At 58.2% G+C, this 4,075-nt stretch carries 5 protein-coding genes and 1 pseudogene; all 6 read right to left on the reverse strand.

Translation table 11 applies throughout. The features are described from left to right. Positions 1-97: 97 nt before the first annotated feature. Positions 98-313, reverse strand: a pseudogene (locus ASD00_RS39335) (transposase); the annotation flags it as partial. A gap of 22 nt (positions 314-335) precedes the next feature. Further along, a complete protein-coding gene (locus ASD00_RS28330) occupies positions 336-920 on the reverse strand; it encodes a plasmid pRiA4b ORF-3 family protein (RefSeq protein WP_057210535.1) in 585 nt (194 codons plus the stop codon). Continuing rightward, a protein-coding gene (locus tag ASD00_RS28335) for an IS66 family transposase (protein WP_156585850.1) occupies positions 920-2,577 on the reverse strand; the annotation gives its coding sequence in 2 pieces (ribosomal slippage) (positions 920-2,121 and positions 2,121-2,577; 1,659 coding nt in all). The genes ASD00_RS28330 and ASD00_RS28335 overlap by 1 nt, the downstream gene beginning before the upstream one ends. A 78-nt stretch (positions 2,578-2,655) precedes the next feature. After that, a complete protein-coding gene (gene tnpB, locus ASD00_RS28340; protein ID WP_057210537.1) occupies positions 2,656-3,003 on the reverse strand; it encodes an IS66 family insertion sequence element accessory protein TnpB in 348 nt (115 codons plus the stop codon). Next, the gene (locus ASD00_RS28345) at positions 3,000-3,341 is read right to left on the reverse strand and encodes a transposase (RefSeq protein WP_063963361.1); all 342 of its coding nucleotides are present in this window, start codon (positions 3,339-3,341) and stop codon (positions 3,000-3,002) included. The genes tnpB and ASD00_RS28345 overlap by 4 nt, the downstream gene beginning before the upstream one ends. Positions 3,342-3,631: 290 nt before the next feature. Beyond that, positions 3,632-4,075: UPF0149 family protein (locus ASD00_RS28350; RefSeq protein WP_244496153.1), on the reverse strand; the 444-nt coding region annotated here is incomplete at its 5' end.

The raw sequence follows: 4,075 nt of genomic DNA on the forward strand, positions 1-4,075 counted from the left end.
ACTGTCCGGCTTCAAATCGGAATCGTGTCCGGCATGAGATTGGAATACCTGTCCGGCTTCAGATTGGAATAGCCGTCCGGCATCACCGGAATACGCACTCGACGATATTGGAGTCAATCTCGATGCGGCCGTCACCGAGAAAGCGTTCCAGAGATTGTCGACGGGTCATTGCATAGCGGATCGCTTCCGCGGTTTTGGACTTGCCAGAGACCTTCGCCAGCTCCTTTTCCCAGATGTCAAAAAGGTTGGCGACAATGGCCGCAGACCGCTCTTGTCGTGCGGCAGCACGGATGTTGGCATCCTTTCCCCGTAAGCATTCGCCGAGGACCGCAGGGTCAGGTTTTTTTGCGCGATCGGCGCTTCCACTTTGCGGCGAGAGCCTCGACGTTTTTGCGGAGATTGGCGGCGTCGACGTCGCCAGGATCGTAGTGTGCGTCGCCCCACCATTCTACAAGTTCGTGGTGACGCTCATGGTTGGTGTCGGCAATTGCCTCGCGGAACTCTTCGTAGCCCCATGGGCCGCCGACATCCTCAGGTGGACATCGTCCGACAACCTCGAGAAGGAAGGGATCATCGAAGCCAGCGGTAGCCGGAAAGGTCTTTTCGATTTTCACGGTGTGCGTCCAGCCGTCGCCGAAGTCATAGAGATACTTGAATGATCTCGCGCCGATATCTTCGATAGCGGCAAGAAGAGTTTCCTTGCGAGCATCGATGGGGCCATCAAAGCCGCCATCAGGCACGCCGAACCCGATGTCACGGATCCTGAACTCATATAGATGGCTGTTGGTCCAGCCGAAGGCCTCCTGAAGAATCTCATGAAGCCGATCAAGCCGAATGCGGAATGGGACGACAACGCGCCGCATCACCAAGGGATCAACGTCATCGAGCGTGATCTTTAAGCGAACGAGAGGACCTGCCATCAGGCCGCCTGCCTCAGTGGCGATGTCGTGGTTTTCCGCCAATTCCAGGGGAGAAGCTCATCGATCCGGCCGGCTGGATGATCGGCGATGCGGGCGAGAACATCTGCAAGCCAGGCCTGTGGGTCAATGCGGTTCATTTTCGCGGTGACGATCAAGCTGTACATTGCCGCCGCCCTCTGGCCCCCTCGATCGGACCCGGCAAATAGCCAGGCCTTTCGTCCGAGCGCCACACCGCGCAGCGATCGCTCCGCGCAATTGTTCGACAAGCAGATACGACCGTCGTCGAGGAAACGGGTGAAGGATTCCCAACGGTTCAGCATGTAGTCAAACGTCTTTGCCAAGTCATTGCCGCGCGACAACCTGGCGCGTTGTTCGCGTATCCATATTTCCATGTCGTCGATCTGCGGCTTTGATAACTGCTGGCGGATTGCCTTTCGTTCATCCGCAGTGCGGCCATTGATCTGGCGTTCGATTTCGAACAGCGCGTCGATCCGCTGCACCATGTTCAATGCGACTGGTGAGATTACGGCGGCACTTTTGCCTTGCGCCTTTCGGCGCGCATTGGTCTCCAGGTCAGCCTGCGCAAAAAACGGTCGTCGCGCGTGCGCCCAACACCCCGCTTCATAAATCGGACCCGGTCTTCGATCAGGAAGATAGAGCTGGCCATAGCCCGTATACGCATCCGCCTGAAGGATGCCGCTATAATTGGCCAGATGCGCCTGTGGATGCTCACCGGCCCGGTCACGGGAATAATAGAACATCGCCGACGATGGCGCCGCTCCCCCAAACGGAGCATCGTCCTTGACATAGCTCCATATCCGACCGGTGACGGTCTTGCCCAGAGTGAGAACCGGCACGGTCGTGTCATCACCGTGGATCCGTTCAGACGCGAACGTATGGCTTTCAATCCGCCGCACCAGCGGGTCAAGGACCTGGCAGCACGCGCCAATCGCGTCTGCTGCTGTCGACAGACTGATGGGCACACCTTCCAGAACAAAACGTTCGACCTGACGATTGAGGGGAATGTGCTGGCCGAACTTATCGCAGAGCATCATCGCCAAAAGGCGCGGACCAGCCCATCCTCTCGGGATGACATGGAAGGGTGCAGGTGCCTGACTGATCTTCTCGCAGTCACGGCAGGTGAACTTTTCCCGCACCGTCTGAATGACCTTCCAGCTACGCGGTACGCTCTCCATCGTTCGGTGATGTCTTCGCCGAGCTTGCGAAGCCGTTCACCGCCACAGCAGCTGCAGACAACCGGACCAGGCACCACAACACGCTCACGCGGCAGATATTCAGGGAAGGGCTTCTTGACAGGCCGCTTGCGCGTAAAGCCGGTGACCGCAATCGCCGCGGCTGCAGCAACGGCCATTTCGGCGGCAAGCTCATCTTCGGTCGCCGTCGCTTCGGCGTCCTCAAGCATCAGCTCCATCTGCGCAATCAGCCGCGCCGTCCGTTCCGACTTCTGACCGCGCAGTTCCCGTTGCAGCTTTTCGATGTAGACTTTCTGGCGAAGAATGATGGCCTGATCGTCGGCCTCCTTGGCCTTGGCAACAGCCAATTCGGCCAAAGCTGTAGCCCGTTCCGCCCGCGCTATCGCCAGCTCTGCTTCTAGGGCAGCAGCATGATCACGGTGATTTTCCGAGCCGGTTTCCATGCTCGAAGTGAATCACAAAACCACTGATTTGCATAGCTTTCTTGGTGTTTTCAGACGGAAAATCCCGCCCAAAATACACTATCCCGCGCTCGTCGGCCGCCATGTCTGCTGCGGGTTTCGCCAGTCAATTCCCTCAAGCAAATACGACATCTGGCCAGCCGTCAGCGCAATCGCTCCGCCCTCCGTCGCCGGCCAAATGAAACGGCCGCGCTCGAGCCGCTTTGCGTATAGAGATAGGCCAACTCCGTCATGCCAAATAGCCTTGATCAGCCGACCACTTTTCCCGCGGAAGACAAAAACGTCGCCCTTGAACGGATCACGACCGAGACCTTCCTGCACGATCAGAGCCAGGCCCTGCATCCCCTTGCGCATATCGCAATGGCCGCTCGCAATCCAAACACGCACGCTCGAACTGATCGGGATCATTTGAGCGCACGCATGACTGCCGCGGCAAGATCATAAGGTGCCGCGGAAGCAATCCTCACCTTCGTGCCGTTCGCAAAGTCCACAACGATGGTCGCCGCGCCACCATCGCTGCAGCCAGGGACGTCCAAGACAGTCGCCGGCACGAAAGCAGGTCCATCTTTCACCGACAGCGCTTGGCGGCGCCAAGTGTAGATCAGACCCGTCGAAACATCAAAGCGACGCGCCACCTCCGAGACATTTGCCCCCGGCGCAAATGCCGCCTCCAGAATTTCCAGCCGATCATCTGCCGACCAACGACGACGCCGTTCTTGACCCGTCAGCAAAATTGCCTGTGCCATCGTTCCTCAACGCGCTCTTAAGTCCACTCTCAAGAGCGCAAAATCACGATATCGCCAAAAATTCGCAAGGCGGTCCACGCCGGAGGGATAGCTTTCCCCGGATCTCGTCCTCGACCTTCCACAACTCGCTCATCGCCTTCACCGAGGCTGTCGCGGCGTGATTGATACCACCGATATGCAGTTCGTAGGTAAGCGCGAATTTCCCCGCACCTTCTGTGATTGAGTGAGCTTTGGCGTATCCGTTGCGAGCGCCCCACAGCCATGGGCGTGACGCCGATCCTCAACCCGGACTAAGCGTCGTTGGCGGGAGCGCCTGGGTTGAAGCGCATCGGCTGGCAGTGCGCGTAAATGCCTTCGACCGCGAACGGAAGCGTACGCCAGGCATCTTTGAGAATGGCTTCGGGAGGCTTGGGGAATGCTGTCGAGATCATTTGGATCATCTCAGGCTTTGTGCAGTGAAGAAGAATAGCCATGATCGGATCGCCGGTCTGCTTTTGAGCGAGTAGCGGTGCCCATTCCCCGAGATTTAAGCTGATGGCTCCGAAGAACCCGTCGGCCCAGTCGCCAGCAAGCACTTCGCCCTCGTCAGTCCGCATTAACACTGGCGCATAGCGGCCGGGCGCCGTCAGCTGGTGGGCTATGAGGTTATAATGATCGACGATCGTATCGATCACCGCCTGGATCTTGCTGCCGATGAAGGCCCTCTTTTCGTGATCGCCAATGACGTGGATCAT

The organism is Ensifer sp. Root31 (assembly GCF_001424825.1).
GTDB lineage: Bacteria > Pseudomonadota > Alphaproteobacteria > Rhizobiales > Rhizobiaceae > Ensifer > Ensifer canadensis.